The organism is Methylobacterium sp. OAE515 (assembly GCF_041806315.1).
GTDB lineage: Bacteria > Pseudomonadota > Alphaproteobacteria > Rhizobiales > Beijerinckiaceae > Methylobacterium > Methylobacterium tardum.
Genome location: NZ_JBGMUV010000001.1, coordinates 3,568,685 through 3,588,107 on the forward strand (window position 1 = coordinate 3,568,685; position 19,423 = coordinate 3,588,107).

The 19,423-nt window shown below is 68.9% G+C and carries 19 protein-coding genes and 2 pseudogenes; 11 read left to right on the forward strand and 10 right to left on the reverse strand.

All coding sequences use genetic code 11. From position 1 onward, the window contains the following. Window positions 1-27: 27 nt before the first annotated feature. Both ABIE45_RS17455 and ABIE45_RS17460 read left to right on the forward strand, forming a co-directional pair. Window positions 28-513, forward strand: a complete 486-nt coding sequence (locus ABIE45_RS17455; protein WP_192710030.1) for an SRPBCC family protein — start codon at window positions 28-30, stop codon at window positions 511-513. Between the two features lie 199 nt (window positions 514-712). After that, entirely contained in the window at window positions 713-1,057 is a 345-nt protein-coding gene (locus ABIE45_RS17460; protein WP_192710031.1) for a hypothetical protein, read from the forward strand. On the opposite strand, the pseudogene ABIE45_RS17465 reads toward ABIE45_RS17460, so the two are convergent. Continuing rightward, window positions 1,048-1,336: pseudogene (locus ABIE45_RS17465) on the reverse strand (LysR substrate-binding domain-containing protein); the annotation flags it as partial. The gene ABIE45_RS17460 and the pseudogene ABIE45_RS17465 sit on opposite strands and share 10 nt — an antisense overlap. Here ABIE45_RS17465 and ABIE45_RS17470 point away from each other — a divergent pair. After that, a pseudogene (locus ABIE45_RS17470) lies at window positions 1,311-1,409 on the forward strand (flavodoxin family protein); the annotation flags it as partial. The pseudogenes ABIE45_RS17465 and ABIE45_RS17470 sit on opposite strands and share 26 nt — an antisense overlap. Window positions 1,410-1,442: 33 nt before the next feature. On the opposite strand, the gene fdhE reads toward ABIE45_RS17470, so the two are convergent. The 5 genes from fdhE to ABIE45_RS17495 all read right to left on the reverse strand — a co-directional run bounded on the left by fdhE (window position 1,443) and on the right by ABIE45_RS17495 (window position 7,857). Further along, window positions 1,443-2,438 carry a formate dehydrogenase accessory protein FdhE gene (gene fdhE / locus ABIE45_RS17475; RefSeq protein WP_192710032.1) on the reverse strand — a complete coding sequence of 332 codons (996 nt, stop codon included), beginning with the start codon at window positions 2,436-2,438 and terminating at the stop codon, window positions 1,443-1,445. A 3-nt stretch (window positions 2,439-2,441) separates the two neighbouring features. Next, entirely contained in the window at window positions 2,442-3,164 is a 723-nt protein-coding gene (locus ABIE45_RS17480) for a formate dehydrogenase subunit gamma (RefSeq protein ID WP_192710033.1), read from the reverse strand. 157 nt (window positions 3,165-3,321) lie between these two features. Then, the gene (gene fdxH, locus ABIE45_RS17485) at window positions 3,322-4,257 is read right to left on the reverse strand and encodes a formate dehydrogenase subunit beta (protein ID WP_192710034.1); all 936 of its coding nucleotides are present in this window, start codon (window positions 4,255-4,257) and stop codon (window positions 3,322-3,324) included. Between the two features lie 15 nt (window positions 4,258-4,272). Beyond that, the gene (gene fdnG / locus ABIE45_RS17490) at window positions 4,273-7,353 is read right to left on the reverse strand and encodes a formate dehydrogenase-N subunit alpha (protein ID WP_192710035.1); all 3,081 of its coding nucleotides are present in this window, start codon (window positions 7,351-7,353) and stop codon (window positions 4,273-4,275) included. A 153-nt stretch (window positions 7,354-7,506) separates the two neighbouring features. Beyond that, a complete protein-coding gene (locus ABIE45_RS17495) occupies window positions 7,507-7,857 on the reverse strand; it encodes a hypothetical protein (protein ID WP_373622422.1) in 351 nt (116 codons plus the stop codon). 178 nt (window positions 7,858-8,035) lie between these two features. On the opposite strand from ABIE45_RS17495, the gene ABIE45_RS17500 reads away from it, so the two are divergent. From ABIE45_RS17500 to ABIE45_RS17530, 7 genes are all read left to right on the forward strand, one after another. Beyond that, window positions 8,036-8,221 carry a hypothetical protein gene (locus ABIE45_RS17500; protein ID WP_192710036.1) on the forward strand — a complete coding sequence of 62 codons (186 nt, stop codon included), beginning with the start codon at window positions 8,036-8,038 and terminating at the stop codon, window positions 8,219-8,221. Window positions 8,222-8,633: 412 nt separating this feature from the next. Continuing rightward, on the forward strand, window positions 8,634-9,671 hold the full coding sequence (locus ABIE45_RS17505; RefSeq protein WP_192710037.1) for a sulfate ABC transporter substrate-binding protein: 1,038 nt from the start codon (window positions 8,634-8,636) through the stop codon (window positions 9,669-9,671). 11 nt (window positions 9,672-9,682) lie between these two features. Beyond that, window positions 9,683-10,537, forward strand: a complete 855-nt coding sequence (gene cysT, locus ABIE45_RS17510; protein ID WP_192710038.1) for a sulfate ABC transporter permease subunit CysT — start codon at window positions 9,683-9,685, stop codon at window positions 10,535-10,537. Continuing rightward, window positions 10,530-11,411, forward strand: coding sequence for a sulfate ABC transporter permease subunit CysW (cysW, locus tag ABIE45_RS17515; protein ID WP_210331937.1), 882 nt, complete (start codon window positions 10,530-10,532; stop codon window positions 11,409-11,411). Before cysT ends, cysW begins: the two co-directional genes overlap by 8 nt. Before the next feature lie 58 nt (window positions 11,412-11,469). Continuing rightward, complete coding sequence (locus ABIE45_RS17520; protein WP_373622890.1) at window positions 11,470-12,453, forward strand: sulfate/molybdate ABC transporter ATP-binding protein; 984 nt, start codon at window positions 11,470-11,472, stop codon at window positions 12,451-12,453. 39 nt (window positions 12,454-12,492) lie between these two features. After that, entirely contained in the window at window positions 12,493-13,542 is a 1,050-nt protein-coding gene (locus ABIE45_RS17525) for a cysteine synthase A (RefSeq protein WP_192710039.1), read from the forward strand. A gap of 120 nt (window positions 13,543-13,662) precedes the next feature. Further along, entirely contained in the window at window positions 13,663-13,818 is a 156-nt protein-coding gene (locus ABIE45_RS17530) for a hypothetical protein (protein WP_007563230.1), read from the forward strand. Between the two features lie 46 nt (window positions 13,819-13,864). Here ABIE45_RS17530 and ABIE45_RS17535 read toward each other — a convergent pair whose 3' ends face one another. Next, on the reverse strand, window positions 13,865-15,343 hold the full coding sequence (locus tag ABIE45_RS17535) for a serine protease (RefSeq protein WP_192710040.1): 1,479 nt from the start codon (window positions 15,341-15,343) through the stop codon (window positions 13,865-13,867). A gap of 195 nt (window positions 15,344-15,538) precedes the next feature. Here ABIE45_RS17535 and ABIE45_RS17540 point away from each other — a divergent pair, with 195 nt between their 5' ends. Then, entirely contained in the window at window positions 15,539-15,715 is a 177-nt protein-coding gene (locus ABIE45_RS17540) for a hypothetical protein (RefSeq protein WP_192710041.1), read from the forward strand. Window positions 15,716-15,751: 36 nt separating this feature from the next. Here the strand turns inward: ABIE45_RS17540 and ABIE45_RS17545 are convergent, their stop codons facing one another. The 3 genes from ABIE45_RS17545 to ABIE45_RS17555 form a co-directional block, all read right to left on the reverse strand. Then, on the reverse strand, window positions 15,752-16,051 hold the full coding sequence (locus tag ABIE45_RS17545) for an alkylphosphonate utilization protein (protein WP_192710042.1): 300 nt from the start codon (window positions 16,049-16,051) through the stop codon (window positions 15,752-15,754). Between the two features lie 172 nt (window positions 16,052-16,223). Next, window positions 16,224-17,510: a crotonyl-CoA carboxylase/reductase gene (ccrA, locus tag ABIE45_RS17550; protein ID WP_192710043.1), complete on the reverse strand. Its 1,287-nt coding sequence runs from the start codon at window positions 17,508-17,510 to the stop codon at window positions 16,224-16,226. Between the two features lie 181 nt (window positions 17,511-17,691). Then, entirely contained in the window at window positions 17,692-19,164 is a 1,473-nt protein-coding gene (locus tag ABIE45_RS17555) for a catalase (RefSeq protein WP_192710044.1), read from the reverse strand. Between the last annotated feature and the right edge of the window lie 259 nt (window positions 19,165-19,423).

Below are 19,423 nucleotides of genomic sequence, written 5' to 3' on the forward strand. Positions count from 1 at the left end.
CCTGAGACGGACGGAGACACCCCCAAGATGCCCCTCGCTTTCTGCCGGTCCCTTCCCATCGCCGCCCTGGCGCTCGCCGCGGCCACCGTGCCGGGCTACGCCCTGGAGGTGACGCGCTCGGCCGACATCGCCGCGCCCCCGGCCAAGGTCTGGCAGACCATCGGCGAGTTCTGCGGCATCGGCGACTGGCACCCGGCGATCGAGAAGTGCGCCCTGTCCGACAAGGACGGCATGAAGGTCCGCACCCTCAGCCTGAAGGGCGGCGGCACCATCAAGGAGGAGCAGGTCTCCCGGGACGACAAGGTGATGAGCTACACCTACACGATCCTGGAGAGCCCGCTGCCGGTCTCGGACTACAAGTCGACCCTCTCGGTCGCTCCTGCGGGCTCCGGCTCGAAGGTGACCTGGACCGGGACATTCAACGCGAAGGGTGCGCCCGACACCGTCGCCACCGACGCGATCCAGGGCATCTACGATTCCGGCCTGAAGGCCCTCGCCGATAAGGCGAAGTAAGCCCGTCACGATTCGGAGCGCGCCGTCGACGCCGGATGCCGGCGGCGCGCACCAAGACCTTCCGACGACAGCGGAATCGTGCGTTTCCGACGTTCTGCGCCCCGCGTTTCGCGCCCCTTCGGCATGTGGCCGGCGCGATTGACCCACTGCCAAGCTCGGCTCAAAACCTCGGCGGCGCGGCCCCTCGCGCCCCAACAGGATGATCGCCGTGCCCGCGTCCCGCCTCCCGATGCGCCTCAGCCTCGTCGCCCTCGCCGTCGCGGCGCTGGGCGCCTGCCAGCAGCGCGCCACGCCCGCGGTCATGGAGCCAGCGCCGGTCGTCCCGGCCCCGCTGGCGCTCCCCACGGGGAGTGGCTGCGGTCCGGAGGTCGCGCGCACCCGGGCGATCGTCGCCAGCGACGTGGCGACCGGAAACCTCAACGCGCCGGTGGGCGAGCGTTTCGACGCCGACCTCGCGCGCGCCGCCGCGGAATGCGCGGCCGGCAAGTCGGGCGAGGCCCTGCATCTGCTCGCCGCCGCCAAGAGCCGCTACGGCTATCGCTGAGCCGGCGTCGCGCCGGGCTCCGGCGCGATCCCCGGGACCGCGCGGAGCTCCGCGGCGAGGCAATCCGCCAGCAGCCGGACCCGCGTGATCCCGGCCCGCTCCGGCACGATCAGCAGGCTGAGCGGCACGGACGGCACGGCGTAGTCCGGCAGGACCGTTTCGAGCCGCCCATCGGCGAGGCAGTCCGCGACCAGCCAGCGGTGCGCGGGGGGCGATGCCGCGCCCCGCCAGGACCGCCGCCCGCGCGACGCCCCCAATCCCGTTTCGGCCGCAGAACGGCGGCGATTACCGCATCCCGAGCATGCAGCTCCGGCCGGGGCTGGAGGCCCCGGGCACGCACGTGTTCACCCTCCCGCGTCGGCGCATGACCGCCGGGGAGGGGCGTTCAGATCACGAACAGCAGGTTCAGCCCGGCGCGCCGGAATCCTTCCTCGGCGATCTTCAGATCGAGCCCGTAGGAGGCGATGTCGTCCGCCACCGGGTCGAGCGTCGGGGCCCGGTGCTGGTGCAGGTGCTTGATGTAGCTGTGGCAGGTCGTGCAGGTCTCGACCTGGATGTCCTTCGAGACCTCGTCGAGCCCGTAATAGCTGACGTTCTCGCCGTCGCCGCAGGCTGTGCAGCGGATCCGGACGTGGTTCCAGTACGTGCCGCAGAGCGAGCAGCTCAGGTACCGAGCCTTGTCGGCCGGGGTCCAGGCGACCACGACGCTCGCCACCGGCGCGCCGCCGCAGCAGGGGCAGACGCCGTCGGCCACCGGCTTCAGCGCCTTGGTGTCGAGGCGCGCGGCCTGCTGGGCGAGGCGGACCTGCAGTGCCGCCGAGACGAACACGCATTCGGCGATCCGGTCCACCGGCAGCGCCCCTTCGAAGACCTGCAGGGCGAGGTCGAGGCGATCCTCCCGGGAGGCGGCACGCAGGGACTCGCGCGCCGCGGCCGAAGCTTCGGGCGCCGTGTTGAGGTCCAGCGCATCGAGCAGCGCCAGGAGGGTGACGTCGAAGCCCGTATCGGACTCCAGGCTGTGCCGCGACAGGGGCGGCATGCCGTGCTCGGTCCGCAGCGCCAGATCGGCGGCCTCCGGCAGAGTGGCCGGCGGACCGTTCGCCTGGATCGCGGCCTGCGCCCGGGCGACCTCGGCGACGAACCGGAGATAGGCCTCCAGCGGATGACCGGGCGCGGCCTCGGCCAAGCGGGCGGCGCGGTCGGCGAACAGCGTCGTCGGGTCCGGGAGGCGGACGAACGGGACCGAGCCGGAGATCCCGATCTTGTCGGGATCGGGCTTCAGCTCGCTGAAATCCCGGCGGCGGGGTTTGGGCGCCTCGGCGGGCGTCGGAGCCTTGTCCGCGGCCGGAGCCGCGGGTTTACGCTTGAAGAAATTGGCCACAACTCAGGATCCGCGCTTGTCCACCGAGCCGTGGCGCGCCTTGCCGCCGGCAATCTGCCGGAACCACTTGCGGTGATGCCGGTAGGCCCAGCCGCCCGTGACCGTGCCGCGGACCATCGCCCGGCCGGTGCCGCGCACCCAGATACCGGCATAGATGTGGACCAAGATGATCGCGATGGCGATCACGGCGGCGAGCGAGTGGGCGAGCAGCGCCCAGCGCTGGGTCTCGATCGAGGTGAGGCCGCCGAAATAGGTGTTCCAGATCACGAGGCCGGTGACCAACATCACGCCGATCAGCGCGGTCTGGCCCCAGAACACGCCCTTCTGGCCGGCATTGTACTTGCCGAGCTCCGGCAGCCGGTCGTCGCGATTGGTGACCACGTCGCCGATGTGCTTGGTCCACTCGACATCGTCCTTGTTGGGGATGTTGAGCTTCCAAAAGCGCACGAACAGGAAGAAGAAGCTGATGGCCAGCGCCACGCCGAACCACGGGTGGATCGCCCGGGTCGCCTGCCCGCCGCCGAACAGGCCGGTGAGCGAGAACAGGTAGGGTGTGAACATCGCCAGCCCCGAGAGGGTCAGCAACGTGAACAGGATCGCGGTGATCCAGTGGTTCACGCGCTGCACGCCCGTGTAGCGCGGGACGTACATCACCTCCGGCGCCGCGGACTTGGCGTGGTGGAGGGGGCGGGGATCGCCGTCCCGGATGTCGCTGTGGATCGTCATCGGCCTTCTCGCGCCTGATGCGGTGCCGGCCCCGCATCGCCGCGGAGGTGGCTCTGAAACGAAAAATAGGGTGGGACGGCTGCGCCGTCTCCACCGTGTCGGCTCCTGGATCCGCCTTTCTCCCTTCCCCCCGGAGGGGAAGGGAGATCGTCACATCTCAGTGCGGCCGGGCCTCGCCGCCGCCATTCTCGCGGCGCTTGGCCTCGTCGTACTCGACCGCCTCTTCCTCCTCCTCGGGCACGACCTCGTTCGGGCCGGCCGTCACGTAGTGGAAGAAGCCCGCGACCGCGGCGAAGCCCATCGCGGCGAGCCCGAACACCTTGGCCCCGCCCTTCCAGAAGGCGACCAGAGGCGAGATCTTCGGGTCGTTCGGCAGGCCGGCATAGAGGCTCGGCTGATCGGCGTGGTGCAGCACGTACATGACGTGCGTGCCGCCGACCCCGGCCGGGTCGTAGAGACCCGCCTTGTCGAACCCGCGCGACTTCAGGTCCTCGACGCGGTCGTGGGCCTGATCGATCATGGCCTGCTTGGTGCCGAACATGATCGAGCCGGTCGGGCAGGCCTTGGCGCAGGCCGGAGCCTGACCCACCGCCACCCGGTCCGAGCACAGGGTGCACTTGTACGCCTTGTGGTCGGTCTGGCTGATGCGCGGGATGTTGAAGGGGCAGCCCTTCACGCAGTAGCCGCAGCCGATGCAGTTCTCCTCGATGAAGTCGACGATGCCGTTGGAGTACTGCACGATCGCGCCCGGCGACGGGCAGGCCTTCAGGCAGCCCGGTTCGGTGCAGTGCATGCAGCCGTCCTTGCGGATCAGCCATTCGAGGTTGTTGGTCTCCGGGTTCTCGTACTCGGTGAACCGCATCAGGGTCCACGACTTCGGCGTGAGGTCGTGGGGGTTCTGGTAGGTGCCCGTGTTGACACCGATGTCGTCGCGCAGGTCGTTCCACTCCTCGCAGGCCGACTGGCAGGCCTTGCAGCCGATGCACTTCGACACGTCGATGAGTTTGGCGACCTCCACCTGACGGCGGATCTCCGGCGGCGTCTCCGTGGAGGCGGAGCGCTGGCGGATGTCGAGGGAGCTGTAATCAGCCATGTCTGCCGCTCCCCCTTACGCGACCGCGTCCGACGGAGGCGTGGTCGGCTCGATGTTCACGAGCCAGGCCTTGAACTCCGGCGTCTCGGTGTTCGCGTCGCCGACGACGGGCGTCAGCGAGTTCGGGTGCCATCCTTTCTTGGTGTGGCCCATGAAGCCCCAGTGCTGCGGGATGCCGACGACGTGGACGGGCTTGCCGTCGCAGATCAGCGGCTTGATCCGCTTCGTCACCACGGCCTTGGCCTTCAGGGAGCCGCGCTTCGACCAGACGCGGACCCAGCCGCCCTTGGCGATGCCCTTCTCCTTGGCGAGCTCCTCCGAGATCTCCACGAAGGCCTCGGGCTGGAGGATCGCGTTGATCCGGGCGTGCTTGGTCCACCCGTGGAAGTGCTCGGTCAGGCGGTAGCTCGTCGCCGCGTAGGGGAACTCCTTCGCGTCGCCGAGATCGGCCAGATCGTCCTTGAAGATGCGGGACGCGGGCGCGCCCTTGATCTTCGGGAAGGCGAGGTTGGCCACCGGGGACTCGAAGGGCTCGTAATGCGCCGGGAACGGCCCGTCGCGCATGAGACCCCGGGTCCACAGGCGGGCGACGCCCTCCTGGTTCAAGATGAACGGCCCGACGCCCTTATCGGGGGCGACGGTGACGCCGTAATCCGGCACGTCGAAGCCGATCCACTGCTTGCCGTTCCACTCGATGAGCTTCTTCTTCTCCGACCACGGACGACCCTCGGGGTCGCATGAGGCGCGGTTGTAGAGCACGCGCCGGTTGGCCGGCCACGCGAAGGCCCAGTTGGGCGCGATGCCGCGATCGCCGGGATCGGTGTTGTCCCGGCGGGCCATCATGTTGCCCTTCTCGGTGTAGCAGCCCGAGTAGATCCAGCAGCCGCAGGCGGTCGTCCCGTCGTCCTTGAGCTGGGCGAAGCCGTCGACCTGCTTGCCCGCCGGGATGATGGTGCCGTTGAGGTCCGGCGTCGGCGCCAGCGTGTAGCCGTTGAGCTCGCGGGCGAGCTCCGTCGGGGTCGGCGACTCGGCGATCGCGTAGTCCCACTTCAGATTGACGATCGGGTCCGGGAAGGCCCCGCCGTCCTTCTTGTAGGCCGCCTTCACGCGGAGGAAGATCTCCGACATGATCTCGATGTCCGAGCGGCACTCGCCCGGCGCCTCCTGCGCCTGCCAGTGCCACTGCAGCCAGCGGCTGGAGTTCGACAGCGAGCCTTCCTCCTCCACGAACAGGGTGGTCGGAAGCTCGAACACCTCGGTCTGGATCTTGGTCGGATCGACGTCGTTGTACTCGCCGTGGTTCTCCCAGAACCGGGCCGTCTCCGTCTTGAGCGGATCCATCACCACGATGAACTTCATCTTGGAGAAGGCTTCCGTCATCTTGGCACGATTCGGGAACGACAGCAGGGGGTTGAAGCCCTGGATGACGTAGCCGGTCATCTTGCCCTGCTTGGCGAGCTCGAACCCACGGATCACGTCGTAGGTCGGCACGTCGAGCTTGGGCAGGTAATCGTACGCCCAGTCGGTCTCCTTCGTGGCCTTGTCGCCCCACATCGCCTTCTGGAACGAGACGAAGAACTTATTGTAGTTCTGCCAGTAGCTCGTCTGTCCGGGACGCAGCGGCTTGAACTGCCGCTTGGCGATGTAGCTCGCGTAGTCGGGCTCCTTCTCCACCGGGATGTTGAGATACCCGGGGATGAGGTTCGACATCAGCCCGATATCGGTCAGCCCCTGGATGTTGGAGTGACCACGCAGGGCCTGCATGCCGCCGCCGAGCACGCCGATGTTCCCGAGCAGGGTCTGCACGATGCACATCGAGCGGATGTTCTGCGAGCCCTTGGAGTGATGGGTCCAGCCGAGCGCGTAGAGCGAGGCCATCGACTTCTCGGGGGAAGCCGTCGTCGCCATCATCTCGCAGACCTTCAGGAAGGTCTCCTTGGGCGAGCCGCAGATCTTCTCGACCATCTCGGGCGTGTAGATCGCGATGTGCTTCTTCAGAAGCTGCATCACGCAGCGCGGGTGCTGCATCGTCTCGTCGACCACGGCGTAGCCGTCGGGGCCGATCTCGTAGTCCCAGGTGGTCTTGTCGTAGTCGCGATTGTCCGCGTCGTAGCCCGTGAACAGGCCTTCGCTGAAGTCGTAGCCCTCGCGGACCACGTACCCGGCGTTGGTGTAGGCGGAGACGTAGCGGTGCTGCAGCTTGTCGTTGTCGAGCAGGTACTTGGCCACGCCCGACAGGAAGGCGATGTCGGTCCCCTGCCGAATCGGGCAGTAGAGATCGGCCACCGACGCCGTGCGGGTGAAGCGCGGATCGACGACGATCAGCTTGGCATTGTTATGAGCTTTCGCCTCGACGACCCACTTGAAGCCGCAGGGGTGCGCCTCGGCGGCATTGCCGCCCATCACGGTGATCACGTCCGCGTGCTTGATGTCCATCCAGAGGTTGGTCATCGCACCGCGTCCGAAGGAGGGCGCCAAACTGGCGACCGACGGACCGTGTCAAACTCTGGCCTGATTGTCGAAGACCAGAGCCCCCATGCTTCGGACTGTCTTGTAGGTCAGCCAGGCCGTCTCGTTGGTGGTGGCCGAGGCGCCGAGGAAGCCCATCGTGGTCCACCGGTTAACCGTGAGGTCGCCGTTCTTGGCCACGAAGTTCTTGTCCCGATCCTCCTTCAGGAGGGTCGCGATCCGGTCCAGGGCGAAATCCCAGGATACGCGCTTGAACTCCGAGGAGCCCGGGGCACGGTGAAGCGGGTACTTGGTGCGGGTCTCGGCGTGCACGAAGTCGAGCAGCGCCGAGCCCTTCGGGCAGAGCGTGCCGCGGTTGACCGGGTGATCCGGATCACCTTCGATATGCATCACCGAGGAGCGCGCGTTCTTCGAACGGTCGCCCAGGCTGTACAGGATGACGCCGCACGCGACCGAGCAATACGGGCAGGTGTTGCGGGTCTCGCGCATCTGCGCGAGCTTGAAGGGCCGCACTGCGGCGGCCATGGCGGGCTCAAGTCCGCCGAATCCGAGCGCGCCCAGCGAGCCGCCCGCGAGGCCGGCGCCGGCCCCCTTGAGCAGGCCACGCCTTGAGACCTGGACCGTCATCTCCGCTCCATAAAGCGATCTGGTATAATTCCAGGGTGTCCCAAAAAATCGTGCCCCAGGCAAGTGCGGTGGCGTGACACAGCAAACGGCTTTGTCCCGGGTGAACCGATACGTTCACCCAAGCCATTATCATCCTGCCGCGAAACGATTTTTTTACTTGCTTGGATTCGCCGGGTTGGTCCCCGAGGGGCTCGCCGTGCGGTGCTCCAGGGGAGCCTGCGGCTCGGTGGCGGAGGAGCCGCTAGGATTGGCCGGCGGGACCGGACGGTTCGCGTTTTCCTGGATCGAGTGGCCACCCGGATCCGGAGCGTCTTTGGCGGCAGATTGCTCCCGGGGGACAGGCGCTTGGCTCCAGCCGTCCTGGGCGCTGCGGGACTTATCGCCCATGGCATCGATGCCCTTGATCTCCCCCGGCTTCGTCTGAGCGCGAGCGGGCGACCCGACCGTCACCGCCGCGAGAATTGCCAGCATCGGCAAGGAAATGAAGGAGAGCGAGCGGGACAAGGAGCGGCTCCGGGCAGGGCGGGATCAGCCGGGCAACGTCGCCCTCGCGCGGCCAGTTCCGACCTGCGACGCCGGCCGCGCCTGACCATGGCATGCCAGCCCTGCGTCGCGCGCAGTGACACCTCCTTAACCAAGCGTGGCCATTCTGGCCGGGAGCAGACGCGAGGGTTTCCGGATCATGTCGAAACCGCTTCCGGAGCGTCCTGGCGAGACGGCGCCGAGTTCCGCCGTCGCGACCCTGACAGCAGGCGTGCGCCGCCATCTCGGCCAGAACCTGCGCACCCTCTATGCCGACACCCTCGCAGCGCCGGCCAACCAGCGCCTCGAAGACTTGGTGGCCCAACTCAGCAAGCCGAAGCGCTGAACCGGCGCCACGGCCCAGCGCGATCCTGTGCTCGGGCACATGAGCGACGCGACGCCCGACACCGACGGGCGCCGATGGACCGACACGGTGCGCACCGCGCACGTTCGGACCGGACACCGCCAGACACTTATTCATGTGTGATGGCGCACGCCAGATCGTTCGTTTCGCCAAACCCTGCGAGGCGTAAAGTTTCTTCCCCGTGGAGTTGGTCCGGGAGAAGATCCATGCCATCTGGGCAGCTACATCCCTGATCGGTCTTGCGTTCTCGGCGAATCCGACGATCCTGCTCCAGGCATGAACTCGCGTGGCCTCACGCGTCGAGCTTGACTTCGTTCGATAAAAAGAACGAATTTCCGGCACCTGGGGCGCGGGCCCCTGCGACGCATCCGCGAACGGCTGGGGATCGGACGAGATGAAGAACGCTTCAGGCCAGGGCTGGGTCGCCCGGGCGATCGGGCTATCGCTGCTGGCCGGAGCCGGCCTATGGACCTGCGCGCTGCCGGCCGCGGCGGAGACGGCTCTCCTGAACGTCTCGTACGATCCGACCCGCGAGCTCTATCGGGACATCAACGCCGCCTTCGCGGAGCAGTGGAAGGCGAAGACCGGCGAGGCCATCACGGTGCGGGCGTCGCATGGCGGCTCGGGCGCGCAGGCGCGCACGGTGATCGACGGCGTCGACGCCGATGTGGTCACCCTCGGCATCCCGTCCGACATCGATGCCATCGCCAAGCTCACCCACAAGATCCCGGATGACTGGCGCAGCAAGCTGCCGAACACGGCGACGCCCTACACCTCCACCGTGGTGTTCCTCGTCCGCAAGGGCAATCCGAAGGGCATCAAGGACTGGGCCGACCTGATCAAGCCGGACGTGAAGGTGATCACCCCGAATCCGAAGACCTCGGCGGGCGGGCGCTGGAACTTCCTCGCCGCCTGGGGCTACGCCTACAATCAGGACAAGAAGGCTGACGCGGCCGACGCCTTTGTCGGGCAGGTTTACAAGAACGTGCCGGTGCTCGACACCGGTGCCCGCGGCTCCACGGTGACCTTCGCGCAGCGCGGCCTCGGCGACGTGCTCCCGACCTGGGAGAACGAGGCCTACCTCGTGCTTCAGGAATTCGGTGCCGACAAGTTCGACATCGTCTCGCCGCCGAGCTCGATCTACGCCGAGCCGCCGGTCGCCCTCGTGGCGGTCAACGCCGAGCGCAAGGGGACGACGAAGGCCGCGCAGGCCTATCTTGACTTCCTGTACACCGACCGGGCGCAGGCGATCTTCGCCAAGCACCATTACCGGCCGATCAAGCGTGAGGCCGCGGCGCCGGCCGACCTCGCCCAGCTCCCCGATATCAAGCTGTTCAAGATCGAGGATCTGCAGGGTTCCTGGGACGAGATCCAGAAGCGGAACTTCGACGCCGGTGGCCTGTTCGACCGTTTGAGCCGGGCTGGCCGCTGAGGCTTGAGACCATGGTCGAGACGCCCCGCCCCCGTTGGACCTTCCGACGGCCGAGCGTGATCCCGGGCTTCGGGATCAGCTTCGGCTACACGCTGACCTGCCTCGGCCTGATCGTCCTCCTGCCACTCGCCGGCTTGGTGGTGAAGGCCTCGGGGCTCGGTCTCTCCGGGATCTGGGACGTCGCCACCGATCCGCGGGTGGCGAGCGCCCTGCGGATCAGCTTCGGCGTCTCCGCCATCGCGGCGCTCGTCGCCTCCGTGTTCGGGTTTCTCGTGGCCTGGGTGCTGACGCGCTACCGCTTCCCGGGTCGCAAGCTCGTCGACGCGGCGGTGGACCTGCCCTTCGCCCTGCCGACCGCGGTCGCCGGCATCGCGCTCGCCTCGCTCTACGCCCCGGACGGGCTGCTCGGCGCGCCGCTCGCGCGCCTCGGCATCCAGGCGGCCTACACGCCGGTCGGCATCTTCATCGCCATGGTGTTCATCGGCCTGCCCTTCGCGGTGCGGACCGTGCAGCCGCTGATCGCCGAGATCGACAAGGAGATCGAGGAGGCCTCCGCCACCCTCGGGGCGACGCGGTTCGGGACGCTCACCCGGGTCGTGCTGCCGCCGCTGATCCCGGCGGTGCTCACCGGCTTCGCCCTCGCCTTCGCCCGGGGCGTCGGCGAGTACGGCTCGATCATCTTCATCGCCGGCAACCTTCCTTACGTGTCGGAGATCGCGCCGCTCCTGATCGTCATCAAGCTCTCCGAGTTCGACTACGGCGGCGCCGCGGCGATCGCCACGATCATGCTCGGGATCTCGTTCCTGACGCTGCTCGCCATCAACCTGCTCCAGGCCTGGTCACGGAGGCGGTTCGGCTATGTCTGAGATCTTCTCGCCCGCCTTCGTGTCCGCCGCCAAGCCGGCCCCGGCCGCCTCCGAGGGCGCCGGCGTCCGCGCGGTCCTGATCGGGATCGCGGTGGCATTCCTGGCCCTGTTCCTGGTGCTGCCGCTGTTCGCGGTGTTCATCCAGGCTTTCTCGAAGGGGATCGACGCATTCCTGGACGCCTTCCGGGAGCCCGATGCGTGGAGCGCGATCCGCCTGACCCTGACGGTGGCGGCGATCGCGGTGCCGTTCAACGTGGTGTTCGGGCTCGCCGCCTCCTGGGCCATCGCCAAGTTCGAGTTCCCCGGCAAGTCGCTGCTGATCACCTTGATCGACCTGCCGTTCTCGGTCTCGCCGGTGGTCTCGGGGATGATCTACGTGCTGCTGTTCGGGTCCCAGGGCCTGTTCGGCTCCTGGCTCGTCGATCACGGCATCCAGATCCTGTTCGCGCTGCCGGGGATCGTGCTGGCGACGGTGTTCGTGACCTTCCCGTTCGTCGCCCGCGAGCTGATCCCGCTGATGCAGGAGCAGGGCACCGCCGAGGAGGAGGCGGCGCTGACGCTGGGCGCCTCGGGCCTGCACGCGTTCCGGACGGTGACGCTGCCCAATATCCGCTGGGGCCTGCTCTACAGCGTGCTCCTCTGCAATGCCCGGGCGATGGGCGAATTCGGAGCGGTGTCGGTGGTGTCGGGCCACATCCGCGGCCTGACCAACACCATCCCACTCCACGTGGAGATCCTCTACAATGAGTACAACTTCGTCGCCGCATTCGCCGTCGCTTCGCTCCTCGCCGTCCTTGCCCTCATCACCCTCGTCCTCAAATCCGCCCTCGAATGGCGCTTCGCAGGCGACCTCGCGCACGGCCGGGCTCACTGACCGGGTCTCCACGGCGATCCGGGTCGAGAACGTCTCGAAGACCTTCGACACGGCGGCGGTGCTGCACGACCTGTCGCTGGACGTGCGGGCGGGCGAGCTGATCGGGCTGCTCGGTCCCTCGGGCTCGGGCAAGACGACGCTGCTGCGGATCATCGCCGGGCTCGACGCGCCGGACCGGGGCCGGATCCTGTTCGGGGGCGACGACGCCACGGGCCTGCCCGTGCAGGAGCGGGCGGTGGGCTTCGTGTTCCAGCATTACGCCCTGTTCAAGCACATGAGCGTCGCCGACAACATCGCCTACGGGCTGAACGCGCGGCGCCGCGCCGACCGGCCGGCCAAGGCCGAGATCAAGCGCCGGGTCGGCGACCTGCTCGACCTGATCCGGCTCTCGGGCTTCGGCGACCGCTACCCGTCGCAGCTCTCCGGCGGGCAGCGCCAGCGCGTCGCGCTCGCCCGAGCGCTCGCGGTCGAGCCGCGGGTCCTGCTGCTCGACGAGCCGTTCGGGGCGCTGGACGCCCAGGTCCGCAAGGACCTGCGCCGCTGGCTGCGCGAGATCCACGACCGCACCGGCCAGACCACGATCTTCGTGACCCACGACCAGGACGAGGCCCTGGAGCTGTCGGATCGCGTGGCCGTGCTCGACCGGGGCCGCCTGGAACAGGTCGGCACCCCCGACGAGGTCCAGGAGAACCCGGCCTCGGCCACGGTCATGAAGTTCCTCGGCGATTCCGTCGAGGTGGAGGCGATCGCCGAGGGCGGGCGCGTCCTGGTGCGGGGCCGCGAGACACCGGTCGTCGCGCCGGCCGGGATCATCGGCCCGGTGAAGCTCTACGTGCGGCCCTGGCAGCTGCAGCTCGCCGAGCCCGAATCCGCGCACCTGTCCGGCACCGTGCGCAGCTCGTACCGAACCCAGGGGCGCCAGCGGATCGAGGTGGTCGACGCCGAAGGGCGCGTGCTGGCCGTGGAGGATTTCGACGGCGTGCGCTACGCCGCCGGGCACCCGGTCGGCCTGCGGATCAATGGCGGGCACGTGTTCGGGTGAGGCTCGCCAGCGGCAGCGCAGCATCCTAGGCTCCCGATCATGACCGTACCGAGTCGCGAACCCGCCGCCGACGTGCTGACCGCCATCGGCGAGACGCCGCTGATCCGCCTGCGCCGCGCCTCCGAGGAGACCGGCTGCACCATCTACGGCAAGGCCGAGTTCCTGAATCCCGGGCTGTCGGTGAAGGACCGTGCCGCGCTCTCCATCGTGCGGGACGCGGAGGCGAAGGCCCTGATCCGTCCGGGCGGCACGATCGTCGAGGGCACCGCCGGCAACACCGGCATCGGCCTCGCCCTGGTAGCCTCGGTGCGCGGCTACCGGACGCTGATCGTCATACCGGTCACCCAGTCCGAGGAGAAGAAGCAGACCCTGCGGCTCGCGGGCGCCCGGCTGGTGGAGGTCCCGGCCGTGCCCTTCGCCAACCCGAACAATTACGTCCACGTGGCTCGGCGCCTTGCGGAAAAGCTCGCCGCCACGGAGCCGGCAGGCGCCTTCTTCGCCGACCAGTTCGACAACGTCGCCAACCGGCAGGCCCATATCGAGGGTACCGGCCCGGAGATCTGGGCGCAGACCGGCGGCCGGGTCGACGGCTTCGTCTGCGCGGCCGGAACCGGCGGCACGCTCGCCGGCACCGCCGAGGCCCTGCGCGCCCGGAATTCGCAGGTGCGGATCGCGCTCTCCGATCCGGAAGGCTCGGCCCTCTACGCGCATTACACGACCGGAACGCTGAAGGCCGAGGGCTCCTCGATCACCGAAGGCATCGGCCAGGGGCGGATCACCCGCAACCTCGAGGGCTTCACCCCCGATCGCGCCTTCCGGATCCCGGACCGCGAGGCCCTCGACATCGTCTTCGGCCTGATGCGGGAGGAGGGGCTGTCGCTGGGCGGGTCGTCGGGCATCAACGTCGCCGGAGCGATCCGGCTGGCGCGGGACCTCGGGCCCGGCCACACGATCGTGACGATCCTCTGCGACGGGGCGGCGCGCTACGCCTCCAAGCTGTTCAATCCGGCCTTCCTCACCGAGCGCAACCTGCCGGTGCCGAGCTGGCTCGACGCGCCGGAGGAGGCGCTGCCGGACTGGCACGCTTGAGGCCGGCGGCCGCATCCGGACTTTTCACACAAAAGCTTGGCTGGGCGTTGAACGGAACGGATTGTCGCAGCGTTTGAACGGTCACGCTCGCATCAGCGCAGCCGTTCGGAGAGCCCGACCATGTCCCTCGTCACCATCCTGCTCATCATCCTGATCATCCTGGCCTTCGGCGGCGGCGGCTTCCTCGGCGGCGGTGCGTATCGCGGTCCCGGCTTCGGCCTCGGCGGCATCCTGCTGATCGTTCTGATCGTGCTGCTGGTCACCGGCCGGCTGTAAGCCCGATCTTGCGCGGATGGGCGTCGGCTCGCCGACGCAAGCCCGCTCAGCGGCAGGTGATCGCCACGACGGCAGGCGCGACCGCGCCGGGACCACCATCCCGGCGCGGCGTCGCCGCGGAGAGGCCCTGGGCCGCCAGGAAGGCCGCGACGGCCCGCGCCGGCACCAGCGGCAGGCGCGCAGGCGGCACCACCCCGGCGACCCGCCGCGGCGCCGCGGGATAGCGGGCGACGAGTCCGACGAGGGCCCCCGACCGGTCGAGCACCGGCGCACCGCCGGATCCCGGCTGGAGGGCGGCGATCACATCCCCGCCCCGCGCCTCGCCGGGCGCGGCCTGGACCCCGTCCGGGCCCGGCGCGAGGGCGATCAGGCTCTCCTCAGTGCCGACGGGATCGGTCCGGATCGCAGGCTGGAGCGGGGCAGGAGCACCGGGAATTTCGAGGAGGGCGAGGCCTGCGGGATCGGTGGCGAGCACCCGCGCCGGCGCCGACCCGACCCGGGGCTGGGCGCAGCCCTCCAGCACCGCGGCGGCGGTCAGCACGCGTCCCGGCGCCACCGTGAGACCCGCGCCCGACGCCGGAGCGGACGACAGGCTCGCCGGCTTCAGGGGTGCCGCGGCCTGCGGCGGGGGTGCCGGGTTGCCGGCAGCGCGGGTCGCCGGAGCCGATCCCGGGCCTGCCGGGATCTGAGCGGCCGGCGCCGCGGCGGGGTCCGGAAACGGCACGAAGGCGTTCGCCACGGCGATGACAAGCCGGTCGACCTCCGGCGCCAGAGCGCGGTCGTAGCCGAGCAGGAAGCCGCGCACGCCCTCCGGTCCGGAGGCATAGCGGATGTAGGACAATCCCGGCCCGGTCTCGGCGGTGACCACCACGGCGTCGGGCCGCCGCAGCTTGTAGGTCACCTTGCGGCCGGGGAGCGGCGCGGTGGCCTTCTCGAACAGGGTGTCCAGGGTCTCGGTCCCCGGCGGGAAGACGCGGGATTCCAGGGTCACGCGGCCGTCCTGGCTCTGCCACCGGGTTCCGGAGGGCAGGGCGGCGCGCTTCGCCAGCAGGCGCTCGGGCACCCCCATCAGGGCACCGGTGCCGGGATCGACCGAGACGCGGAAACGCGCCGCATTCCGCGCCGCCGCGCCGGCGGCAAGCAGCGCCGCCCGGACGCGCGGATCGAGGGGGTCGGCCCCGCCGGTCCGGGCGCCGTAGGCGTTGAGCGCCTCGAAGGTCCGGCGCCCGAAAGCCCCCGACACCACGGCGTTGAAGTCGCCGGTCCAGACCAGGGCGTCCTGGACCGCCTTGCGCTCGGCTTCCGGCAGCGCCTCGAAGGTCACCTTCGCGGCCTCGAAGGCGGGATCGGCCGGAGCCCCGGCCACCGGCGCCGGCCTCGGTGCGGCCCGGGCCGGCACCGGCCGATCCTGAGCCTGAACCGGCAGGCTGCCGAAGGCGATCAGGATCGCGAGCGATGCCCCGCACCGGGAGCGGCCGCGCGACGCGCCCAGAGGCCGACACCGCGACGAGTCACCCGAATCCATCTCCGCCCCCCGACCGTCGTCGTCCCGATCCTGGCAGAGGCCGCAGCGGCAGGCCAGATCAAACCGCCTCTCCGCCCCGGTGCACCCGGAGCGGCAATGCGCTACAGGGCGGATGTCCGGCCCTGGGCGGCGGCCGGATCGCCGGATCGGTCGACCGGCCACGCGAGGCCGCCCCGGTTCGACGCGGAGCCCGGCATGAGCGACTCGAACAACACCTTCAAGAAGGCGCCCAAGCGCAAGCCCACCAAGGGCAAGAGCATCAGCGTCTCTCCGGAGATGCGGCAGGCCTATGCCGACCTGATCCAGCAGCGCGCGGACAAGGAGGAGGTCTACGGACGCCATCTGCCGCAGGACGAGTCGCGCCGGCGATAACCGACAGACGGCGATCGTCCCGGCACGGCCGTCCGCTCAGCGCTTGCGCACGAATTCGGTGCGCAGCACCAAGCCCTTGATGGTGTCGTGGCGGCAGTCGATCTCCTCCGGGTCGTCCGTGAGCCGGATCGAACGGATGACCGTGCCCTGCTTCAGGGTCTGGTTCGCGCCCTTGACCTTGAGGTCCTTGATCAGCGTGACCGCATCGCCGTCGGCGAGGACATTGCCGGCCGCGTCGCGGACGGCAATCGTCTCGGGGGGCGCGGCCGCGGACCCCGGCGGGCGCCATTCGCCCGTCGCCTCGTCGTAAACGTAAGCCTCGTCGTCGCCGCTCAAATCCGTGCCCCCTGTTCGGATCGGGGCCGGGTCCTGTCAGGATCGCGTGGGCCCGTCATCCGCGCGCGTCCCGGCACACCGAACCGGTCGCCGAGTCGGCGCGGGACGCCGGGAGCTTAGCCGATCGGGCCGGCCCCGCGCGAGAGCGGCGGGGCCGGCCCGACGGGGTGCCTTACCGCTTGAGCGGACCGGCCTCGATCACGTCCTCGACCGTGCGCAGGCCGGCGCGAGGCGCGTTGACGAGGCAGGCCATGTTGCCCGGCGGGTGCTGGTTCTTCCACATCTTGGTGTGGGCCTGGGGGATCTTGTCCCAGGGGAAGACCTCGCTCATGCACGGGTCGATCCGCTGGTCGAGCACGAACTGGTTCGCCGCCGAAGCCTGCTTGAGGTGGGCGAAGTGCGAACCCTGGATGCGCTTCTGCCGCATCCAGACGTAGCGGGCGTCGAAGGTGATGTTGAAGCCTGTCGTGCCGGCGCAGAACACCACCATGCCGCCGCGCTTCACCACCAGCGCCGAGACCGGGAAAGTCGCCTCGCCGGGATGCTCGAACACGATGTCGACATCCTGCTTGCCGGTGATGTCCCAGATCGCCTTGCCGAACTTCCGCGCCTCCTTGGTCCAGGCGTGGAACTCGGGGCTGTTGACCTTCGGGAGCTGCCCCCAGCAGTCGAAGTCCTTGCGGTTGATGACGCCCTTGGCGCCGAGGCTCATGACGTAGTCGCGCTTGGACTCGTCCGAGATCACCGCGATCGCGTTGGCGCCGGAGGCCGCGCAGAGCTGCACGCCGAACACGCCGAGGCCGCCGGAGGCGCCCCAGATCAGCACGTTCTGGCCGGGCTTGACCGTGTGCGGCGCGTGGCCGAACAGCATGCGGTAGGCGGTGGCGAGGGTCAGCGTGTAGCAGGCCGCCTCCTCCCAGGTGAGGTGCTTGGGCCGCGTCATCAGCTGGCGGGACTGCACCCGGCAGAACTGCGCGAAGGAGCCGTCCCCGGTCTCGTAGCCCCAGATGCGCTGCGAGGGCGAGAGCATCGGGTCGCCGCCGTTGCACTCCTCGTCGTCGCCGTCGTCGCGATTGCAGTGGACGATGACCTCGTCGCCGACCTTCCAGCGCTTCACCTTGGAGCCGACCTTCCAGACGATGCCGGAGGCGTCGGAGCCCGCGATATGGTACTCGCCCTTGTGGACGTCGAACGGCGAGATCGGCTCCCCGAGGCCGGCCCAGACGCCGTTGTAGTTCACGCCCGCGGCCATGACGTAGACCAGCACCTCGTCGTCGCCGATCTCCCAGACCGGCAGCACCTCGAGCTGGTGGGACTGCTCCGGGGGTCCGTGCCGCTCGCGCCGGATCGCCCAGGCATACATCTTGGCCGGCACATGACCCAGCGGCGGGATTTCACCCATCTCGTAGAGGTCCTTGACCTCTCCGCCCGTCGGACTGATCGCAGCGCTCGCCGCCATCTCGCTCTCCTCTCGTCCCGCGTGTTGCTCACGGCCGCGGTTCTCCCTCGCGCTATAGCGGCGATGCTTGAGGCCTCCAAGTGGGTCGAAAGTCGAAAGCCGATGGTTTCCGGCATGAAAAAGGCGCCGGCACAGGGCCGGCGCCCACGTATTCAAATTCGGCTTTTCGAACGACCAAGTATTATTCGGCGGCCGCCTTGCCGGTCTCGATCCCGAGACCTTCCGCGACGCCCCGCCCAAAGTCTGGGTGGACTTTATACCAGTGGCCGATCATCCGCTCCTGGATATGACGCGGCGAGTCGCCCATCGAGGTGACGATGTTCTTCACCAGGCGCTGGCGTGCGCCCTCGTCGAGCACCTTCGACCACAGGTCCCGCGGCTGGCCGTAGAGGTCCGCGTCGTCGTTGGGCCAGCCGTACCGGGCAGCGTCGCCCCGGATCCGGAGCGGCGGCTCGGCGAAGGACGGATCCTCGACGGGCCCGCCGAACGAGTTCGGCTGATAATCGACCTGCGCGCCGTGGTTGCCGTCGGTGCGCATCGCGCCGTCGCGATGGTAGGTCTGGACCCTGGCGTTCCGGGCCTGGTTCACCGGGATCTGGTGGTAATTCACCCCGAGCCGGTACCGGTGGGCGTCCGCGTACGACAGGATGCGGTTCTGAAGCATCTTGTCCGGCGAGAAGCCGATGCCGGGCACGACGTTCGACGGCTCGAAGGCCGATTGCTCGATCTCCGCGAAGTAGTTCTCCGGGTTCCGGTTCAGCTCCATCTCGCCGATCTCGATCAGCGGGTAGTCGCCGTGCGGCCAGACCTTGGTCAGGTCGAACGGGTTGATGCGGTAGGTGTCGGCGTCCAGCTCGGGCATGATCTGGACCTTCACCGCCCATTTCGGGAAGTCGCCGGCCTCGATCGCCGAGGACAGGTCGGCGGACGAGTAGTCCGGGTCCGTGCCGGCGATCGCGTCGGCCTCGTCGGCGGACAGGTTCTGGATGCCCTGCTTGGTGTGGAAGTGGAACTTCACCCAGGAGCGCTCACCCTTCTCGTTCCAGAGCGAGAAGGTGTGCGAGCCGTAGCCGTTCATGAAGCGCGCCGATTTCGGCGTGCCGCGATCGCTGTACAGGATCATGACCTGGTGGATCGCCTCCGGCGACAGGCCCCAGAAATCCCACCGGCGCCAGTGCGGCTTGAGATGCGTGCGCGGATCGCGCTTCTGCGTGCGGATGAAGTCCGAGAACTTGATCGCGTCGCGCACGAAGAAGATCGGCGTGTTGTTGCCGACAAGATCCCAGTTGCCCTCGTCGGTGTAGAACTTGAGGGCGAAGCCGCGCGGGTCGCGGACGGTGTCGGCGGAGCCGGACTCGCCGCCCACCGTCGAGAAGCGGGCGACCATCGGCACGTCCTTGCCGACCTCGGTCAGGACCTTGGCGCGGGTGTACGCGGCGAGCGACTTGGTCAGCCGGAACGTCCCGTAGGCGCCGTAGCCCTTGGCGTGCACCACCCGCTCCGGGATCCGCTCCCGATTGAAATGGGCCATCTTCTCGATGAGGTGGTAATCCTGCATCAGCACCGGCCCGCGGGAGCCGGCGGTGAGCGAGTTCTGGTTGTCGGAGATCGGGTTGCCGAACGCGGTCGTGAGACGCGGGCTCTGGTCGGCCATCGCGGTCGCTCCTTGTCGTTGAGGACGGGCGGGCGCAGGCGCGAACCGTGTTGCGCGCGATGCGATCGCTGGCGGCCCAACGCGCAGGCTTTCGATTGGAGCCGTCACAAAGTGTATCAGAGTTGACAATTCCGTGTGGGCGATGCGGCCGCGCGACACGCCTCAAATCGGGCTGTCCCGGCGGACAAGTTTTTTAAAGCCCGGCCGGGCGTTGCGAGGCCCTCTTGCACTTCTGTCCCGGATGACGGGCCGCCCGGCC